The organism is Geminicoccaceae bacterium, from assembly GCA_020638465.1.
In the GTDB taxonomy this organism is placed as follows: Bacteria; Pseudomonadota; Alphaproteobacteria; order Geminicoccales; family Geminicoccaceae; genus JAGREO01.
The window spans coordinates 341739-359271 of record JACKIM010000003.1; the positions used below are offsets into that span (position 1 = coordinate 341739).

At 60.7% G+C, this 17533-nt stretch carries 15 protein-coding genes; 7 read left to right on the plus strand and 8 right to left on the minus strand.

Annotation, left to right across the window (positions count from 1 at the left end; genetic code table 11):
• Positions 1-22 precede the first annotated feature (22 nt).
• Genes H6851_21215 through H6851_21235 form a run of 5 tightly spaced genes read left to right on the plus strand, consistent with a single transcriptional unit; the run spans position 23 to position 6095 of the window.
• Positions 23-958, plus strand: a complete 936-nt coding sequence (locus H6851_21215; GenBank protein ID MCB9946127.1) for an ABC transporter permease — start codon at positions 23-25, stop codon at positions 956-958.
• Positions 955-1872 (plus strand): ABC transporter permease, encoded by a 918-nt coding sequence (locus H6851_21220; protein MCB9946128.1) that lies wholly within the window; start codon positions 955-957, stop codon positions 1870-1872. Before H6851_21215 ends, H6851_21220 begins: the two co-directional genes overlap by 4 nt.
• The gene (locus H6851_21225) at positions 1869-2873 is read left to right on the plus strand and encodes an ABC transporter ATP-binding protein (protein ID MCB9946129.1); all 1005 of its coding nucleotides are present in this window, start codon (positions 1869-1871) and stop codon (positions 2871-2873) included. Before H6851_21220 ends, H6851_21225 begins: the two co-directional genes overlap by 4 nt.
• The gene (locus H6851_21230; protein MCB9946130.1) at positions 2870-3871 is read left to right on the plus strand and encodes a dipeptide ABC transporter ATP-binding protein; all 1002 of its coding nucleotides are present in this window, start codon (positions 2870-2872) and stop codon (positions 3869-3871) included. Before H6851_21225 ends, H6851_21230 begins: the two co-directional genes overlap by 4 nt.
• Before the next feature lie 37 nt (positions 3872-3908).
• On the plus strand, positions 3909-6095 hold the full coding sequence (locus H6851_21235; protein ID MCB9946131.1) for a Tat pathway signal protein: 2187 nt from the start codon (positions 3909-3911) through the stop codon (positions 6093-6095).
• A gap of 27 nt (positions 6096-6122) precedes the next feature.
• Here the strand turns inward: H6851_21235 and H6851_21240 are convergent, their stop codons facing one another.
• The 8 genes from H6851_21240 to H6851_21275 form a co-directional block, all read right to left on the minus strand.
• Positions 6123-7685: an alpha-N-arabinofuranosidase gene (locus H6851_21240; protein ID MCB9946132.1), complete on the minus strand. Its 1563-nt coding sequence runs from the start codon at positions 7683-7685 to the stop codon at positions 6123-6125.
• A 16-nt stretch (positions 7686-7701) separates the two neighbouring features.
• Positions 7702-8517, minus strand: a complete 816-nt coding sequence (locus tag H6851_21245; GenBank protein ID MCB9946133.1) for an ABC transporter ATP-binding protein — start codon at positions 8515-8517, stop codon at positions 7702-7704.
• Positions 8514-9512 (minus strand): ABC transporter ATP-binding protein, encoded by a 999-nt coding sequence (locus tag H6851_21250; protein MCB9946134.1) that lies wholly within the window; start codon positions 9510-9512, stop codon positions 8514-8516. The genes H6851_21245 and H6851_21250 overlap by 4 nt, the downstream gene beginning before the upstream one ends.
• Positions 9509-10375, minus strand: coding sequence for an ABC transporter permease (locus H6851_21255; GenBank protein MCB9946135.1), 867 nt, complete (start codon positions 10373-10375; stop codon positions 9509-9511). The genes H6851_21250 and H6851_21255 overlap by 4 nt, the downstream gene beginning before the upstream one ends.
• A 3-nt stretch (positions 10376-10378) precedes the next feature.
• Positions 10379-11383 (minus strand): ABC transporter permease, encoded by a 1005-nt coding sequence (locus H6851_21260; protein MCB9946136.1) that lies wholly within the window; start codon positions 11381-11383, stop codon positions 10379-10381.
• 76 nt (positions 11384-11459) lie between these two features.
• The gene (locus H6851_21265) at positions 11460-13349 is read right to left on the minus strand and encodes an ABC transporter substrate-binding protein (protein ID MCB9946137.1); all 1890 of its coding nucleotides are present in this window, start codon (positions 13347-13349) and stop codon (positions 11460-11462) included.
• 118 nt (positions 13350-13467) lie between these two features.
• Entirely contained in the window at positions 13468-14469 is a 1002-nt protein-coding gene (locus tag H6851_21270) for a helix-turn-helix domain-containing protein (GenBank protein MCB9946138.1), read from the minus strand.
• Between the two features lie 474 nt (positions 14470-14943).
• Positions 14944-15873 carry a nucleoside hydrolase gene (locus H6851_21275; protein ID MCB9946139.1) on the minus strand — a complete coding sequence of 310 codons (930 nt, stop codon included), beginning with the start codon at positions 15871-15873 and terminating at the stop codon, positions 14944-14946.
• Between the two features lie 178 nt (positions 15874-16051).
• On the opposite strand from H6851_21275, the gene H6851_21280 reads away from it, so the two are divergent.
• Both H6851_21280 and H6851_21285 read left to right on the plus strand, forming a co-directional pair.
• Positions 16052-16390, plus strand: coding sequence for a hypothetical protein (locus H6851_21280; protein ID MCB9946140.1), 339 nt, complete (start codon positions 16052-16054; stop codon positions 16388-16390).
• A 96-nt stretch (positions 16391-16486) separates the two neighbouring features.
• Positions 16487-17494 carry a LacI family DNA-binding transcriptional regulator gene (locus tag H6851_21285; GenBank protein MCB9946141.1) on the plus strand — a complete coding sequence of 336 codons (1008 nt, stop codon included), beginning with the start codon at positions 16487-16489 and terminating at the stop codon, positions 17492-17494.
• Positions 17495-17533: the final 39 nt, after the last annotated feature.

Below are 17533 nucleotides of genomic sequence, written 5' to 3' on the forward strand. Positions count from 1 at the left end.
CCCATGTGGAGAGGGGGGCGTCATGTTCCACTACATCGTGATCCGTCTTCTCGACGCCATTCCGACGGTTCTGCTCGTTCTCACTCTGGTTTTTCTCGCCATGCGCATTCTGCCCGGCGATCCGGCCATCGCTGCGCTGGGCGATATGGCTACCGCCGAGCAACTCGAAGCGTTTCGCGAGAAGATGGGCCTCAACGAGCCCATCCTGATGCAGTACGTCAATTTCATCATCAACATGGTGACACTCGATTTCGGTCATTCGCTGATCAATGGTCGGGAGGTCATCGACCTTATCGCCTACAACCTGCCCTATACGATCGAACTGACGATCACCTCGGTTGTGCTTGGTGTCATCATCGGCATCCCGTTCGGAGTCTGGGCGGCGACGAACGCCAATGGCTGGCCCGATTCCGCGATGCGCGGTTATTCGCTGATCGGCTACGCCGTGCCGGACTTCTATCTCGGCGCCCTCTTGCTGATCACCTTCTCATTGAACCTGCATTGGTTCCCGATCAATGGCGGAGGCGACGGGTTCGTCGACCGGATGTATCATGTCTTCCTGCCGGCGATCACATTGGCCTTCATCAAATCGGCCTTTCTCGGCCGGCTCACCCGTACGGCACTTCTGGAGGTGCTGGGCCGCGACTATGTGCGCACCGCACGCGCCAAAGGGGCGCCCGAGCCGCGGGTTGTCTATCGGCACGGATTGCGCAACGCCCTTCTGCCGCTGACGACGGGCCTCGGTCTTTCCACTCTCTCGGCGCTGTCGGGCTCGGTCGCCGTCGAGTTGGTGTTCAACCGGCCAGGGCTCGGCAAGCTGCTCATCTCGGCTATCGCCGAACGGGATTATGCGGTCATCCAGGCGGGGGTGACGGTGTTCGCGCTCTTTGTGGTGGCGATCAATCTGATGATGGATCTGATCTATGTCATCGTCGATCCAAGGATACGGGTGAAATGATCGATAGTTCCGACCCTGCCCTCGATCTGCCTTTGGTTCGTGAAACCTGGATCGAACCGCTGGTCGCACCGCCGGTGTCGACGTTTGCCAAGCTCCAGCGGGTGGTGTTTGAACGGCCGTCGACTATCGTCGCCATGATCGTGGTCCTGCTGTTCGTCGTTACCGCCGTGTTCGCCCCGCTGATCGCGCCCTTCGATCCGCTTGCACAGTCGATCCTTTCGGTAAACCAGCGTCCATCCACCGAGCACCTGCTCGGGACTGACGGCTTCGGCCGCGATGTCGTCTCGCGCCTGATCTACGGCTCGCGCAATTCGCTGATCTTCGGTTTTGTCTCGCCGGTGCTGGCGGCTATCTTCGGCACGATACTGGGTGTCTGCGCCGGATATTTCGGCGGTATGGCCGACCGGATCATATCGCGTGTCATCGACCTTCTTTTGGCCTTCCCGGAGTTGCTGCTCGCGATCCTGATCGCCGCCGTCCTGGGCGGTGGTTTCTGGAATATCGTCGCCGTGCTCACCGTCGCTTTCACGCCCGGATTTGCCCGCGTCGCCCGTGCCTCGACCCTTTCCGTAAAGCAGGAGCCCTATATCGAGGCGGCCATTGCCGTGGGCGTTCGCACGCCATTGCTCATCCTGCGCCATGTGATACCGAACATAGCCGCGCCCATCGTGGTGCTGATCACGCTCTGGATCGCTTCGGCGATCCGGCTCGAGGCCTCGCTGAGCTTCCTCGGCATCGGCACGCAGCCGCCCAATCCGAGTTGGGGAAACATCATCAAGGAGGGACTCAATAACCTTTTCGGCTCGCCGTGGCCCATCATCGGCGCAGGCGCGCTCATCACGCTGGTCGTGCTTTCGTTCAACCTGATCGGTGATGCCTTGCGCGACGTGCTCGACCCGGAAACCTCGGCATGATCGTGCCCCTTTTGAAGATTTCCAATCTGTCGGTGGAATTCGGCAAGCGTGGCCGCACAGTTCGCGTCATTCGCGACGTCAACTTCGAAATGGGCCAGGGCGAGGCTGTGGGCCTTGTGGGAGAGTCGGGTTCCGGCAAGTCCGTCACCTCGCTTGCGACGATGCGTCTCCTGCCGCGCCATCTCGCGCGTATCGCCACAGGTCGCATCGAGTTCGATGGCCGAAACCTGCTCGAAATTCCCGATGGCGAGATGTGCGGCATCCGCGGCCGCGACATCGCAATGATCTTCCAGGAGCCCATGTCTTCGCTGAATCCGGTGATGACCATCGGCGACCAGATCGCCGAGGCGCTGCTGCTGCACGGCTGGGATGACCGGACGAAGCGGCAGGAACGCACGCTCGAGATGCTGCGGCTGGTGGGCATTCCCAATCCGGAGGGCCGCATCGGCGCCTATCCGCACCAGTTCTCCGGTGGCATGCGCCAGCGGGTGATGATCGCCATGGCGCTCGCCTGCTCGCCACGCCTGCTGATCGCCGACGAACCGACGACAGCGCTCGATGTGACCATCCAGGCGCAGGTCCTGGAACTGATGAAGAAGATTCGGCGCGAGATCGGCACCGCGATCCTGCTCATCTCCCACGACCTCGGCGTGATTGCCGATGTCTGCGAGCGCGTGATTGTGATGTATGCTGGCAGGGTTGTCGAGATCGGCGACATCCGCAGCATTCTCTACAAACCCGCACATCCCTATACGCGCGGACTTCTGAAAAGCGTGCCGCGAAAGGATGACGAGCGCGAACGATTATTCCAGATCCCCGGAACCGTGCCGATGGCCGGCTCTGTCACCGAAGGATGTCCGTTCCGTGACCGCTGCGAAAGTGCCATCGGCCGCTGCGCCACCCTGACGCCTCCGATGTTCGGCTTCGGTCCGGGGCATGGCGCCGCGTGCTGGGTGACGGCGCGGACCGAGGGCGCGGAATTGCAGGAAGCCATGCCATGAGCGTGCTCATCGATATCATCGATCTGGGCAAGACGTTCGGCGGATCGGCCGGGATGCTCTCGGGGAGATCGGATGCGGTGCGGGCGGTCGACGGCGTCAGTTTCGGCATCGAGGCGGGCGAGACCCTGGCACTGGTCGGCGAATCCGGTTGCGGCAAATCCACCCTCGGCCGCCTGATCCTGCGCCTGATCAAGGCGAGCAAGGGCCGGGTCATGTTCGAAGGCAGCGACATTCTCAAGGCCTCGCCCGGAGAGATGCGCGCCCTGCGCCAGAAGCTGCAAATGATCTTCCAGGATCCTTATGGATCGCTTTCGCCGCGTCGCACCATTGCGCAGATCATCGCTGAACCGCTTGAAGTCTACGGGCTTGTTCCTTCCTCGCGGCAACGTCGTGACCGGGTAGCGGAACTCCTGCACAAGGTCGGTCTGCCGCCTGCCTTCATGGACCGGCTGCCGCGCAATTTCTCGGGCGGGCAACGCCAACGCATCGGCATTGCCCGGGCGATCGCGCTCAATCCGGCGTTCATTGTCGCCGACGAGCCGGTTTCAGCGCTAGATGTCTCGATCCAAGCGCAGGTGATCAATCTCATGCAGGATCTCCAGCGCGACGCCGGTTTCTCGTATCTCTTCATCGCCCATGACCTGGCCGTTGTCCGCCATATCGCCGACAGGGTGGTGGTGATGTATCTCGGACGGATCGTCGAGATTGGACCGAAGCGGCAGGTCTATTCTGCGCCGCATCATCCCTACACCCAGGCCCTGCTTTCGGCGGCGCCGCAACCCGAGCTGGATGGTGGCAGCGGGCGGATCGTTCTCGAGGGCGACGTGCCGAGCCCCACCGACGTACCGCCCGGCTGCTCGTTTCACACCCGCTGTCCGATCGCTCAGGACGTCTGCCGGCGTGAACGCCCGCTACTCGCCGGCATTGGCGCGGACGACCACGCCGCCGCATGCCATTTCGCCAAACCGAACCCCATTCCGCTCAGCCCTGCCGTTTGACGCCACCTGCCTTTGCCTGACTGAAAGGACCTTGCCTGTGACGACGACCCCCTGGTATCGGACAACGTTGCGTTGGGCGCAGACGAATCTGACAGAGATCGATCCGTCGCGATATGACAACGCGTTCTGGCGGCAGCATTGGCGCAAGACGCGGGTACAGGGTGTCATCGTCAATGCCGGGGGCATCGTCGCATACTACCCGTCGAAGTTTCCCCTCCACCATCGTGCCGAGTATCTGGTCGACCGCGATCTGTACGGCGAGATCGTCGCCGATGCGCGAGAGGAGGGCCTCACTGTCATTGCCCGGATGGATTCCAACCGCGTCGCCCTGGATTTCGCCGAAACGCATCCCGAATGGATCTGCCGCAAGGCGGATGGCAGCCCTTGGATGCAGGCCAACAAATACATCACCTGCATCAATTCTGCCTATTACGCCGAATATCTGCCCGACGTGATGACCGAGATCATCGAACGCTCTTCACCTGACGGTTTCGCCGATAATTCATGGGCCGGCCTGCCGCGCAGCCGGATCTGTCATTGCGACAATTGCCGCAAAGGGATCGCTGCCGAAGGCGGTACCCTGCCGGCCGTTGTCGACTGGAACGATCCGGTCTATCGTGACTGGATCGCTTGGAATTACCGCCGCCGCACCTGGCTTTGGGAGCATAACAACGCCGTTACGACCGCCGTGGGCGGGCCCGATTGTCGGTGGATGGGCATGATTTCGGGCGAAATTCTCAATAACTGCAACCGTTTCATCGATCTCAAGGAAATTCTTTCCCGGTCCGAGATTGTTATGCTGGATCACCAGCGCCGTACACCGAAAGACGGGTTCGAGCAGAATACCGAGGTCGGAAAGCGCCTGCATGGCCTGTTCGGCTGGGAGAAGCTCATCCCTGAATCCACGCCGCAATATCAGCTCGGCTCGCCTGCGTTCCGGCATGCCTCGATGCCGCCGGCAGAAGTGTTGCTCTGGGCATCGGCCGGGTTCGCTGGCGGTATCCAGCCTTGGTGGCACCATATCGGTGCCAATCACGACGACAGGCGGCAATACCGCACCGCCGAGGCCATCTTCGGCTGGCACGAGGCCAACGAGGATATTCTCTTCGACCGTACCCCGATCGCGCGTGTGGGTGTGGTCTGGAGCCAGGCCAATCATGACCTTTTCGGCCGTGACCGTGCCGAGGAGTTGACGCACGCGCCCTATCGCGGGTCGACGCGCGCTCTGTCGCGCGCCGGCATCGACTGGCTTCCCGTCGAGCTGTCGACGATTGCAGGCAGCGGCGATCGGTTCGATGTGCTGTTGCTACCCAATATCGGCTGCCTGTCGAAAAACGATGCCGAAACACTTCGCGCGTTCGCCGCCCGTGGCGGGGCACTGGTGATCACCGGCGAGACCGGCGCCTGCGACGGCGATGGCGCACGGCGTTCTACACCGGCGCTCGCCGATCTCTTCGGTCTTGTCCCCGACGGGGCTGCGATGGGTGAGATCGGCGATCCCGAGCTCGATATCGAACGACCGCTGCGTCACTCATATCTGCGTCTCACGCCGGAACTCAGGGCCGTAACCTATGGTCCGCACGATCCCGCCGCACCGGAGGCGACGAGCCAGCGACATCCGGTTCTGGCCGGGTTCGATGAGGCCGACACCCTGCCGTTTGGCGGCTTTCTGCCGCACATGCGGGTTGAGAATGGCGCCGAGGTTCTGGCAACCTGGGTGCCCGAGTTTCCGATCTATCCACCCGAGACCTCGTGGATGCGCCAGCCCTCGAGCGACATTCCCGCGATCGTGGCAAGCGACGCGTTGGCAGACGCAGGCGGGCGCGGTGTCTGGTTTCTGGCGGATATCGATCGCTGCTACGGCCGCGAGGGCTCGTTCGAGCATGCCGATCTCCTGGCCAACGCCGTTCGCTGGGCGCTCGCCGACCGCGACGACGCTCGGATCGAGGGCGGAACGGGCCTCGTCGCGTTGACGGGATATACCCAGGGTTCGCGCCGCATTCTGCATCTCACGAGCCGTGTGGTTACTGCCCCGGTGCCCGGCCGGCAGGATGCGCTGGTGCCGCTCGGCCCGATCGATGTCCGTCTGCGCTGGAACGACGCCTCAATACCGCCGGTGGCCTTGCGTGTATCGCTCGCGGACCCGCAGGTGCAGCGCGACGGCGAATGGCTGCGTGTGCGTGTGCCGCGAATGGAGGCACACGAGATCGTCGTCGTAGGCTGAGCAGTAGCGGATTGACGGGCCTGCCTGTCAAGCGCCGGGCCGGTCAGGGAGTTTCAGTCGCACGATGTTCCACGAAGCCGGAGACAGCCGCAGAGAGATGCGGCCGTTGTCTATAGTGACACCCTCCAGCTTTCCGGGACGGATACGATCCGGGGCGGTCATCGTATTGACGGCGTCGAGATCGTCGTCACGCATTTCGAGCGCGCTTTCGAGTTCGAGGCCGGCGAACCCGCGTGCATCGACCGAAAGGGCGAGTTCCTCGCTCAGATGCCGGTTCAGCAGGAACAGGTTGAGCATGTTGTTCCGGGTATCATGGACGGCCGCCGCCTTGAGATAAGACACATCATGAATAGGAAAGGAAAGATCCTCGTCGCGGGTCGGATCGTAATAGCGGGTGTCGTAGGTGGGTGAGGTTACTGCAAGGCGCAGGACCTCGCCCCGGCCATAGTTCGAAAAATGTGCGAATGGGTGGAAGATCGTCTGCCGCCAGGCCGGCCCGCCGGTTTCGGTCAGGATCGGCGCGATGGCGTTGACCAGCTGGGCGAGGCAGGCACACGTCACCCGGTCTGCATGGTTCAAAAGCGAGATGACCGCACCGCCGAAGGCGAGCGCATCCTGCATGTTGTACACTTCCTCGAGGATCGGCGGTGCCACCGGCCAGCCTTCCTTGACGCGGTTGGCGGTGCCGCGGCGGGTACGATACCAGACATTCCACTCATCGAAACTGAGCTGGATACGCTTTTTCGAGCGTCTCTTGGCTGCCACCGCGTCGGCAATGGCGACGACCTCCTCAATGAAGCTGTCCATGAGATCCGGGCTTGCCAGGAAGGCGGCCGTATCCTCGGCATAGTTGTTGAGATAGGTATGCAGCGAGATGTACTCGACATGATCGAAGCAGTGCTCGAGGACCGTCTGTTCCCAGGCGCCATAGGTCGCCATGCGGCGCGAGGAGGAACCGCAGGCGGCGAGCTCAAGCGTGGGATCGATCCAGCGCATCATCTTGGCGGCCTCGACGGCGATCCGGCCATATTCATCGGCGGTCTTGGCCTCCATCTGCCAGGGGCCATCCATTTCGTTGCCCAGGCACCAGAACTTGACGCCGTGCGGTTGCTCCCAGCCGTGCCTGCGGCGCAGATCGGAGTAGTAGGTGCCAGCGGGGTGGTTGCAGTATTCGACCATGTTGCGCGCGGCATCGCCGCCACGGGTGCCCAGGTTGACCGCCAGCATGGGCTCGATGCCGGTGACCTTGCACCAGTCGATGAATTCATTGGTGCCGAACCGGTTACTCTCGGTCGACATCCATGCGAGATCGAGCCGGCTCGGACGGTTTTCGACGGGACCTACACCGTCTTCCCAGTTGTAGCCAGAGACGAAATTGCCGCCCGGATAACGCATCACCGTGGGCGCCAGTTCCCTGACCAGTTCCATGACATCGCCGCGGAAGCCTCTCGCATCGGCAGTCGGATGGCCCGGCTCCCAGATGCCGCCATAGATGCAACGCCCGAGATGTTCGATGAACGCACCGAACAGACGCGGATGGGTTGTGCCGATGGTAAAGTCCTTGTCGAACATCAAGGTGGCCTGGGGCATGATGCTGGTCTCCGGTTCAAAAATGCGATGCGCCCGGCTCGGGCGCCAGTACGGCGTCCTTGAGGCGGATGGCATAAGGGTGGGTCGGGGCATCCAGAACGGTGCGGGCGTTGCCGCTTTCCACGACTTTGCCCGCCTGCATGATGATCAGTCGGTCGCTGATGTAGTAGGCGGTGGCGAGATCGTGGGTGATGTAGATGATCGAAACGCCGAGTTCGTCGCGGAGGCTTCTGAAGAGGTTGACGATGGACATCCGCAACGAGGCATCGACCATCGAAACGGGCTCGTCGGCGACAATCAGATGAGGCTCGGAAACGAGGGCCCGGGCAACCGCGATGCGCTGGAGCTGCCCGCCCGACAGTTCGTGCGGGAAGCGTCCCTTGACCTCGGCGAGTGTCAGTCCGACCTTATTCAGGGCCATGTCGGCCGCGCGCTCGATGGCTGGCCGGCCGCGGGCGCCGAGAAAGCGCCGGGCGGAGTTGAAGAGGTAGCGATCGACTTTCTTGAGCGGATTGAATGCTTCGAACGGATTTTGAAAGATCGGCTGCACCCGCTTCATGAAGGCCAGCCGGTCGGCACGGCTCCTGACGGCGGCGAGATCCCGGCCCTCGAAGACGATGCGGCCGTCGGTCGGCTCAATCATACCGAGGATCATGCGCGCCAGGGTGGATTTGCCGCTGCCGGATTCGCCGATGACGGTGAAGATTTGCGCCTCGCCGGAAGGAAGTGAGAAATCCACATTGTCGACCGCACGGACCAGGCGCCGCGAGAACAGCCCGGTACCGGCAAAGGTCTTGCCGACATGCTCGACGGAAAGCAGCGGCGCGGTCATGTCGGGGCTGCCTTGTCGGCAGCGAAGCAGGCGACACGCTGGTCGACCCCGCTTACTGCCGCCATCGGCGGAACCTCTCGCCGGCAGATATCCATCGCAAGGGGGCAGCGTGGATGGAATCGACATCCGGGGGGCGGGTCGGCGAGGCTGGGCGGGGATCCATCAAGGCCTTTGCGTTCATGGGTATCGCCGATGCGCGGCAGGCTTGAGGTCAGGTGCCGGGTATAGGGATGGCGCGGGCTTTTGAAGATACTGACCACAGCTCCTTCCTCAACCAGCCGCCCGGCATACATGATGCCGAGCCGGTCGCACAGATTGGCATGGACCGACATGTCGTGGGTCACGAACAGGATGGACGACCCGATCTCGCGCTGGACCTGTCGGATCATGCCGAGGACGCTTTGCTGCACGACCACATCGAGCGCTGTGGTGGGTTCGTCGGCGATGATGAATTCCGGACGGCAGACCGTGGCGAGCGCGATCGTCACCCGCTGGCGCATGCCGCCCGAAAGCTCGTGCGGGAAGCTATCGAGCACGCCAGGCTGGAGATGCAGCCGCGCCAGATGGTTGCGCACCGTTTCCAGAAATGCCGGCATGGGCTGGCCGATATGACGCTGCGCGAAATCGACGAAGCTATGGCGGATCCGGCGGACCGGATTGAGCACGTTCATCGAGCCCTGCATGATGTAGGAGAGGTGCTTCCAGCGCAACGCTTCCAGATCGTCGGTGCCGCCACCATAGAGGTTGACCGAGGCACCGGCGAAGCGGAAGCGGATTGCGCCCGCCTTGACGAAGAGGGGCGGTCTGATGGCTGCGGCAATGGTCTTGATGAGCGTGGTCTTGCCTGAGCTGCTCTCGCCCGCGAGCCCGTAGATCTCGTTCTGTCGGATGACGAATGAGACGTCGTCGACGGCGCGTACCTCACGGCTGACGCCGAACTGACCGACTTCGTAATAGGCCTTGAGATTTTCGACGCTGAGCACGGGATCGCTCATGAGCCGCCCCCCTTGAGTCTGGAGAGCCGGCTCCTGGGATCGATGAATTCATTGATCGAGACAGCCAAAAGGAACAGGCCGATGAAGGTCATCACCACAAGGATTACCGGAAAGGCCAGCCACCACCAGATGCCGGCGACCATCGCCGTGTGCTGGTTGGCCCAGTAGATCATGACGCCGATCGACGGCGTGTTGATGTTGGTGAAGCCCAGAACGGAGAGGGTGACCTCGAGTCCGATCGACCAGTTCATGTTGTTCAGTGTGGTCGAGAAGACGATCGGTAGGACATAGGGCAGATGCTCCTGGGTGATGATCCGGGTCGTGCTCATGCCCGAAAACACGCTCTGCTCGGTGAATTCTCGCGTCCGTAAACTCATCGCGACCGAACGGATCAGTCGTGCGTCGTAAGCCCAGCCCAGGCAGGCCATGACCAACGCCAGCGTACCCCAGGTCATCGAATCTCGCATGACAAAATAGAACAGGACCAGGATCGGAAAGAGCGGTATCACGATGAAGGTGTCGTTGATCGACATCAGCACGCGATCGGTCCAGCCGCCCAGATAGCCCGAGGCCAATCCGATGATCAGCGACAGGATACGGCTCAGCAACGCGACCGAAAGACCGAAAAGAAGTGTGTTCCGGATGGCAAAGGTGAGCTGCCAGAACGTATCCTGACCGCGCGAGGTCGTCCCCATCCAGTAGGTCGCCGAGGGTGGCAGGTCGGGCGGAACGACATAGATCAGATCGGGGGGATAGGGCGAGAACAGCGAGGAGATCGACATGGCGATGACGATGCCGATCAAAACGAATCCGATGAGAAATTCTCGGTTGGTGAGCAACAGGTCGCGAATGATGCGCAGCATGGCCTAGCTCACCTTCACGCGAGGATCGATGAGCGGGTAGATCAGATCGATCGCAAGAACCGCTGCCGAGACTGCGAGGATCGAGACGGTGGTCACTCCGAGGACGAGACTGTAATCGCCGGCATGCACGGCATCGACCAGAAGCTTGCCGACGCCGGGATAGCCGAAGACCTCCTCGGTGATGATCGCACCGTTGAAGATGGCGCCAAGAGACATGGCCAGTCCGGTGAACTGGGGGCCGAGCGCATTGCGCATGACATAGGCAAAGAGGATGCGGTTCCTGTCGACACCACCGAGTTCGGCATAGGTGACGTAGTCATCGGTGACGATATTGGAGACGAGCGCACGCATGCCCATGAACCAGCTGCCGATGCCGACCAGAATGAGCGACAGGGCGGGCAGAAAGGAATGCTGGATCACACTCCAGATGAACGGCAGATTGAAGCCCGTGGCCAGATTCATCTGGGAGCCGCCGCCCAGCGGAAAGATCGGGATTAGGTAGGCGAACAGCACCAGCAAGACGAAGGCCACGATGTAATAGGGGATCGGGTGCAGTCCCATGGCGATAACCCCCACCACCTTCAGGCTGCGGTTATCACGATAGTAACCGGCCAGTCCGCCAAGGATGTTGCCAAGCACCCACGAGATCAGAGTCGCGACCAGCAACAGGCCGATAGTCCAGGGCATCGCGCGACCGATGAGTTCGGATACCGGTGTCGGAAAGGCCGACAATGACGGGCCGAAATCGCCCCTGAGGATACGCCCCCAATAGTTCAGGTACTGTTCAAAAATGTGGCCCTGGGTTCCGTAAAGCTCCTGAAGCGACGCACGCAGCATTGCGATCGCCTCGGGGCTGGTGCTGCCATAGGCCGCCGCCGCCGAAACCGTGGTCTCGACCGGATCGATCGGCGTTGCATGGGTCACAAAGAAGGTGATGCTGATGCCGATGAAGACGACGAGTACAAACTGGCCCAGCCGCCTGATAAGATAGCCGCCATAGGATGACATATGCAATGGCCCGGTCGGACTGGATGCGGGAAAGGTGGCCGGCGCTTGGAACGCGCGCCGGCCGGTTCTCGGGCTGTTACTGCGCCTGCGGGCGCAGTTTCACCATCATGTAGCGAGAGTTGGCCCAGTTTGGCACCGGGTTGGTATACGGGTTGTCCGCTGTCGGATAGCCTGTCCAGTACTCGGTGTCCGTAACGGTGAACACGTTATAAGACATGAGCGGAATGATCGGCATCTCCTTGACCATCAGCTTGACATATTCCCGGCCCAGTTCCAGCGAACGCGGATCGTCGAACGCGACCTTGCGCATGTCCTCGATGATCCGGTCAAGCTCGGGATTCTGCCAGCGCTGCCAGTTGCGTGGAGGTTGCGGCGTGCCTTGCTTGGCAATGAAATCAGAATGCCAGCTGTCGAGGAAGAATGCGAGATCGGGAATGCCGCCGAAAGTCTCCACGCTCCAGGAGATGATTGCCTCGAAATCGCCGGTATTGCGCCGGGTCGTCAAGGTGCCCTCGGCAAGCTCGGTGGAGGCGTCGATGCCGAACTGCTTCCATTGCTGGGTGATCATGGTTCCCGCGCGGGTCATGACCGGCCTGCTCTCTCCCTCGACCACGAGTTTGATCTTGAACGGCTCGCCTTCCGGCGTCATCCACTGATCGCCCTGCTTGCTGTAGCCTGCCCGCTCAAGCAGTTCGGCTGCCGCCTCCGGATCGGGCTTCCACCAGCCGAGGCCAAAGGAGCTGCGGATGGTCTCGGGATCGCTCGGCACCTGATCGCCCATCGATGGCCGAAGCATGTCGGCAATCTGCTGACTGACCGTGGGGTCATAGGGCTTGATGACGCGTTTGCCGGTGTCGATCTCAAACTCGCTGAGCCATGCCTCCATGGGCTTGTGATAGTCTTCGGGATGCGTGCCCGTCGGCGGAACGGCGATCGCGGAGATCGTGGCTGCACCTCGGTAGGAGGCCATCGAAACCGCCTTCATGTCGATCAGCAACGTCAGCGCCCATCGGACATCGCGATCCTTGAACTTGGGGTTCTGCGCGTTGAAGATGATAGCCGGCAGGGTGGGATCGGGATGGGCATAGGGGAAGCCGTCGAACCAGCCCTGGGAGGTATCGGATTCCCGGGCCAGGGTGAACATGCCTTCGGGCGCCACGTCGTGGATGACGTCTAGCTCGTGATTGAGCTGGGCGATGACGCGTTTGTCTGGCGGGCCAGGATCGGTGTACGCGACATAGGTGGGGCCGGGTTCGCCAAAGCGCGCAAGGGTCGTGTTCTGCCAGTCGTCGCGCTTCTTCCAGATGAACCACTTGCCGTTCTCGTCATAGTTCTCAAGCGTGTATGCGCCCAGCGATAGCGGCGGATTGAAGTCGAACTTCAGAACATCATCGACTGTCTCGAATATATGCTTTGGCATGATCCACATGGCATTCCAGCGCACCGTGAAAAGTACATGGAAGCGTGAATTGGATTTCTTGAGCTTGAAATGAACGATGGTCGGATCAACTGCCTCGACGCTCTCGACGTTCACCTGTACCGGCGCGCTCCAGTAAAGCCCGTCGGTGTTCAAGTGGGTCTGGACCGTGAAAACAACATCGTCCGCAGTGAACGGCGTGCCGTCACTCCAGGTAATGCCGTCACGCAGTTTCACCGTCATCTCGGTGAAGTCGTCATTGTATATGGGTGGTTCGGAGGCCAGAGAATTGTCCCAAGCGCCATCGATGCCATGGTCGGGATCGATGTACCAGAGCGTGTCCATGGCGAGCTGTTGAAGTCCGGTGGAACGCCCTCCGGCATTGACTGACCAATAGTTGAACCAGCCGGGGTTTTTGATGGTGCCCTCAGGGTTCTCGACAATTAGCGTCTGCTCGCGCGGCAGGTTGGAGATGATGCCTTGCGCCAGAGCACTCGTACTGAACATCGCGGCCGCAAAAGCAACCGCAAGCCATCGCTTGCCGGTCATGGTACCTCCCTAGGCTTGGCCGCAGTGATCTGCGACATTTTGGACTGTTGATAGACTAGTTTGAACGGATCCCACGGGTCAATTATTAAGTGATATATATCAAAAGATGCGATATAGTTTAATCGGCCAGCAGGAGACGCATCACCAGATCCTGATCGTGATCGCCGAAGCCGCGACCGAAGATGTTGATTCCGCCCGGATGCTCGGCTCCGTCCCGGATTCCGATCTTGAACCGGATGGAGTGGTGGGCATGCAGTTCCAGGTGGCTCAACGTGATCGCGGACAAGGGTTCCCCGTCGAGGTAGCTTCCCGAATCGTCGATCGTCCATCGGGTCAGCCGTCCGTACTGTGATCCCTCCAGTTTCCACCAGCCCGGTGTCAACCGTCCCCTCTTGTCTCCGAAGTCGCCGGGAGAAGTCCAGGTGCCGATCTGGATGTCATTGATCCAGACCGACACGTCCGATGGCCAGTTCGGATTGGTTCCGGGAACCTCGGAACTGAGCTCCATGCTGAATTCTAGAGTGGTGACGGGTCGGCCGACGATGCGAGCATTGTTGGGGAATTTGTACTCAAGAAAACCGCGACCAAACCAGATCAGGCTCGTTTGCATACGACGAGGATCGAGGAACAGGTCGGGGACATCGAGGACGCCAATGATACCCTGTTGAGAACAAAGCCCGCACGGCGCGCTGACCTGATAAGCCGTGTAAAGCCCGAGTGGCATCTCGACGATGATCTCATTGTTTTTCCGTTCGCCCTTCTCATCAAGACAAATGATGATCTCATCAAAGCGGCTAGCGCATAATTTCTGCTGTCCTTTACGCGCTTTGATTGTTCGCTTGTCGATAAGGCCGGCGTGATCGAGAATGTTCACATTTGTCGCAACTGTCGATTGCGGCAGCTCCAGTGCCGCGCAGATCTCGTTAACATTTAGCTCACCTCGACCACGCAACAATCGCAGGATACGCACGCGCACTGGAGACGACAGAGCGTGCATGACACGGGCATTTTCTTCGGGATCGACGGTCAGAAAACGTCTTGCTAATTTTGTCTGAATAATCAACACCTCTGCATGAGTCGTAATTGTGAACTGATGCGGTGGATGCCCCACCGACGGCATCTTGTATGCGATGACGTGTGTGGATGCCCCCGTGTTTGGCAAGTGTTATCTTCAATTTTTGCAACCGGTGCAAAAGCCTGGGCGGTTAGGCTTTGGTGGCGGTGACGAGCTGGGCGAGCGGTGGGATTTCTGTCGCGTATGGCACGGCGAGTCGGCAGCCGAGGAGCTGGAATGTGACCCGGCATCGAACTTTAACCCCTTTCGGCGTCCAATCGCGACCCCGCATCAAAGTCATTTCCGTAATTAATATCAAGGCTTTGTTGTCGATTGGTCGGGGTCCGATTTCTGCGCCAATAGTGGGGGGCATTCCGGCTGCCGATCCACAGCGCATCGGTGCATGAAGACTGAACCAGGCCCGCGAGATGGCCCGCGAACAGTTCGAGCGTGCCCGCGAGGTTCTGGACGGCCTGGTGGAGCGGGTGAAGGAGGCGGGCCAGAATGGTCCGCCCAACAAAAACGGGCGCCTGAGGCCGCTCAAGCCTTGCCGGCCGGAAACGCCTTTTGCAGCTTGACGAAGAAATCCTTCAGGATCGCGTCACGGTCGATACGATAGACATAGCGCATCAGATGACGCCCGCGCCCGTTGCTCCAGGTGGGGATCTCGGTCAGGATCGGGGTCGGGATCAGCGCGCTGGGGCACCAGTCCGGGTTCAGGAGCCAGGCGACGGGGGCCATGTCCCAGATTTCCTTGCTCCAGCCCATCCGGTCGTCGGAATATTCCTTGTAGCGCTGCGCCAGGAAACGGCCGATCTCGCCATGAGGTTCAACATAGCGTTCGATTTCCGGGACGGTGCTGTGCAAATGCGACACCACGCCCATACACGGCAGCATGACTACCGCTGCGCCGCTGTCGAACAGGACCTGCGCACCACCAACATCCTGCCTGAGGTTGAATTCGCGGGTGTCGGGCCAATCCAGCGCGTGCCCGCCAAGCCAGACCACCACGATCCGGTCCAGGATATCGGGCGCTTTCAGGATTGCCGAGGCGACATTACTGATTGCGGCGATGGCGATGACATAGAGTGGATCCTGCGGGCTGGAGATGCGCGCGCGGCGGATCAGGTCGTCAACTGCCTCGCCCTCACGCGCCACTTTTTCCGGGCCGACATAGTCGCGCACTCCGCGCAGGGCAAAGCCTTCCGGCGAGCGACCCATCCGTTCGAGCAACCGCAGGATTTCGTCGTGGCTCAGTTCCATCCCGTGCCCGGCGCTTTCCGAGCGGTGATTGTGAAACGGCGCTGCATAGATCGCTTCCGTCTGGATCCTGTCGGAGGAAAGCAGAAGCTGGACTATCGCGAACTGGTCGTCGATCTCGTTAAAGGTATCTGTATCGAGCGCAGCCCTCAGCTTGTTCTTTGGCGGCTCAAGTAATTTCAATCGCTGCATTTCGTCAGGTCTTGCCATTTCTCTGATCTCCAATTCTGAACTCAAGGCCGCCGCATGGTGTTTCCGAATTCTCCGTCGAAGACATGAATATTGTCAGTGGTTCTATCCAGTCCAATCGCCTGGCCGGGACAAAGAAGCTGCATTCCGCCCAGAACTACGACAATGGCTCGTCACGCGGATCGACAAGGATATGGGCTTGCGACCTCGCTGGCTCCACCTGAACGACGGTGCCTACAGCCTTGCCTGCTCCGAACGCTTCAGATGTTCCCGACGCAAGCCGATCTCGATCCGTCCCCTGTCTGTCACCTACGTGTTCTTCGGCAAGGCCAATGTGGTTGCACCCTTTTCCAGGACCGCCTCCCGGTCCTTGATACGGGCAGCCATGAAATTCATCGAGGGTGATGGTGATGTCGATGCCGTGCATTATCTCGATCAGTCCATGCGACTTGCGGAGATCGACAAGATCAACGGTGCCCATCCACGGCTCCCCTCCGCTACGGCGCCCTTCCTATTTCCGATTGCCACCTTGCGCTGACTTCAGCAAACTGTATCGGAACTCGTGTGCAGAATATGACTTCAATGTGGATGGTCAAGACCGGTTATGGCTTCTATGGGCAAGCAGAAGACACAGGTGAGGTCAATTGACGTGGCGCGACTGGCCGGGGTCAGCCGGTCCGCGGTGTCGCGAAGCTATACCCCCGGGGCCTATGTTTCCGATGAAACCCGGCGCAAGGTCCTGGAGGCGGCGGAAGCGCTTGGATACCACCCGAACGCACTTGCCCGCAGCCTGATCACCAGGCGGACGGGTATCATCGGCATCGTTTCCACGGATCTCGACAATCCGTTCTACGCGGCGCTGTTGCAGGCACTGAGCATGAGGTTTCAAGCGGAGGGACTGGCGCCGCTGCTGCTCTTTGGCGACGAGACAAGCACCGATCGCCAGATCACCCAGCTTCTTTCCTATCAGGTTGATGCGCTGGTGATGACCAATGCGACCCTGTCTTCGGCGATGGCGGCTCGTTTCGCGCGGATCGACAAGCCTGTGGTGGCGATCAACCGCTACATGGCGCAGGAAGAAATTACGTCGATCACCAGCGACAACCATGAAGCCGCGGGGCAGGTGGCGGACCACTTCGTTTCCCTGGGATGCCGGCGAATCGCCTTCCTGGCGGGAAAGCCGGACGCCTCGTCCAGCCGCGACCGGGAGGCAGGATTTATGCGCCGCCTCGCGCAGCTTGGTCATCCGCTGATCGCGCATGACGTGGGGAATTATCATCACCTGGGCGGGGTCGAGGCGGCACGGCGCCTGTTGCGGCGCGAGGTCAGGCCGGATGCTATTTTTTGTGCCAACGACCTGATGGCCTTTGGTGTGATGGATGTCGCGCGGGGCGAGTTTGGATTGAGAATCCCGCAGGATCTGAAGGTATGCGGCTTTGACAATTCCGGCATGGCAAGCTGGCCCGCCTACGATTTGACGACCGTCGATCAAGGTATGGAAACGATGGTCGAGACTACTGTCCAGCATATCCGCGACTGTCTTGCAGGACAATTGCCCAGCACCCGGCATCTCGAGGTCGCCGGGCGCGTCATCATCCGCGGATCGACCGATGAAAGGGTCTGCGCTGGATTGTGCGATTGACAGCCGTCGCCAACCAACTACCCTGCACACTTGTGCAGA

Bases quoted from the DNA above. Each gene is read 5' to 3' on its own strand.
- H6851_21255 (MCB9946135.1), bottom strand. From the start codon at position 10,375: ATGCTGCGCATCATTCGCGACCTGTTGCTCACCAACCGAGAATTTCTC.
- H6851_21240 (MCB9946132.1), bottom strand. From the start codon at position 7,685: ATGCCCCAGGCCACCTTGATGTTCGACAAGGACTTTACCATCGGCACA.
- H6851_21260 (MCB9946136.1), bottom strand. From the start codon at position 11,383: ATGTCATCCTATGGCGGCTATCTTATCAGGCGGCTGGGCCAGTTTGTA.
- H6851_21215 (MCB9946127.1), top strand. From the start codon at position 23: ATGTTCCACTACATCGTGATCCGTCTTCTCGACGCCATTCCGACGGTT.
- H6851_21250 (MCB9946134.1), bottom strand. From the start codon at position 9,512: ATGAGCGATCCCGTGCTCAGCGTCGAAAATCTCAAGGCCTATTACGAA.
- H6851_21225 (MCB9946129.1), top strand. From the start codon at position 1,869: ATGATCGTGCCCCTTTTGAAGATTTCCAATCTGTCGGTGGAATTCGGC.
- H6851_21230 (MCB9946130.1), top strand. From the start codon at position 2,870: ATGAGCGTGCTCATCGATATCATCGATCTGGGCAAGACGTTCGGCGGA.
- H6851_21265 (MCB9946137.1), bottom strand. From the start codon at position 13,349: ATGACCGGCAAGCGATGGCTTGCGGTTGCTTTTGCGGCCGCGATGTTC.
- H6851_21245 (MCB9946133.1), bottom strand. From the start codon at position 8,517: ATGACCGCGCCGCTGCTTTCCGTCGAGCATGTCGGCAAGACCTTTGCC.
- H6851_21275 (MCB9946139.1), bottom strand. From the start codon at position 15,873: ATGGCAAGACCTGACGAAATGCAGCGATTGAAATTACTTGAGCCGCCA.
- H6851_21270 (MCB9946138.1), bottom strand. From the start codon at position 14,469: ATGCCGTCGGTGGGGCATCCACCGCATCAGTTCACAATTACGACTCAT.
- H6851_21220 (MCB9946128.1), top strand. From the start codon at position 955: ATGATCGATAGTTCCGACCCTGCCCTCGATCTGCCTTTGGTTCGTGAA.